Raw genomic sequence first — 1264 nt, 5'->3', positions numbered from 1 at the left:
CACGTCACAGTCGAGGGCCACCCGGAATCGGGTCGGCCCTCGACTGCGTTGCGCCATGGAATGGCGCACTGAGGAAGGATGTACCTGTGAGTTCAGGAGCTCAGGGCGGAGACCGTCCCCGGAGCCAGGAGGGCCGGCCCGAGGGCCGTGACCGCGGCTTCCGCCGGGACGACCGCCCGTCGTACCGCGACGATCGCGACCGGGACCGTGGTTCCCGTGAGGGACGCGGTGACGGGGCTGACCGTTCCCGTTCCGGCGGTTTCCGCCGTGACGGCGACCGCCGCGAGGGCGGTTTCCGCGAGGGCGGCGATCGCCGTGAAGGCGGGTTCCGCCGTGACAGCGGTGACCGTCCCGGCGGTGGTTTCCGTGGCGGCGACCGTCGCGAGGGCGGCGACCGTCGCGAGGGCGGCGACCGTCGCGAGGGCGGGTTCCGCCGCGAGGGCGGCGATCGCTCCGGTGGCTTCCAGGGCGGCGACCGCCGTGAGGGTGGCTTCCGCGGCGGCGATCGTCGCGAGGGCGGGTTCCGCCGCGACAGCGGTGACCGTCCCGGCGGTGGTTTCCGTGGCGGCGACCGCCGTGAGGGCGGCTCCCGTGATGGTGAGCGCTCTGGTGGCTTCCGCGGTGGCGACCGCCGCGAGGGTGGTTTCCGCCCCGACAACAGGGAACGTTCCGGCGGCTTCCGCGACGGCGGCGACCGTCGCGAGGGCGGGTTCCGCCGTGACAGCGGTGACCGTCCCGGCGGTGGTTTCCGTGGCGGCGACCGTCGCGAGGGCGGCTTCCGTGAGGGCGGCGACCGTCGTGAAGGCGGGTTCCGCCGCGAGGGCGGCGAGCGCTCCGGTGGCTTCCAGGGCGGCGACCGCCGTGAGGGTGGCTTCCGCGGCGGTGATCGCCGTGAGGGCGGGTTCCGCCGTGACAGCGGTGACCGTCCCGGCGGTGGTTTCCGTGGCGGCGACCGTCGCGAGGGCGGCTTCCGCGAGGGCGGCGACCGTCGTGAGGGCGGGTTCCGCCGCGAGGGCGGTGACCGTCCCGGCGGTTCCCGTGAGGGCGGCTTCCGCGGCGGTGACCGTCGTGAGGGCGGGTTCCGTGAGGGCGGCGATCGTCGTGAGGGCGGGTTCCGCCGCGACAGCGGTGACCGTCCCGGCGGTTCTCGTGAGGGCGGGTTCCGTGGCGGTGACCGTCGTGAGGGCGGGTTCCGTGGCGGCGACCGTCGCGAGGGCGGCTCCCGTGATGGTGAGCGCTCTGGTGGCTTCCGTGGTGGCGACCG

1 protein-coding gene is annotated in these 1264 nt (G+C 75.2%); it reads right to left on the bottom strand.

Features of this window, described 5'->3' with window-relative positions; all coding sequences use genetic code 11:
• Nucleotides 1-92: 92 nt before the first annotated feature.
• The coding region (locus Vgi01_RS27895; protein WP_204293047.1) for a hypothetical protein at nt 93-1264 on the bottom strand (1172 nt) is incomplete at its 5' end.

Source organism: Micromonospora gifhornensis, assembly GCF_016863515.1.
Classification (GTDB): Bacteria; Actinomycetota; Actinomycetes; order Mycobacteriales; family Micromonosporaceae; genus Micromonospora; species Micromonospora gifhornensis.
This window is presented reverse-complemented; position numbering and strand designations above follow the sequence as displayed.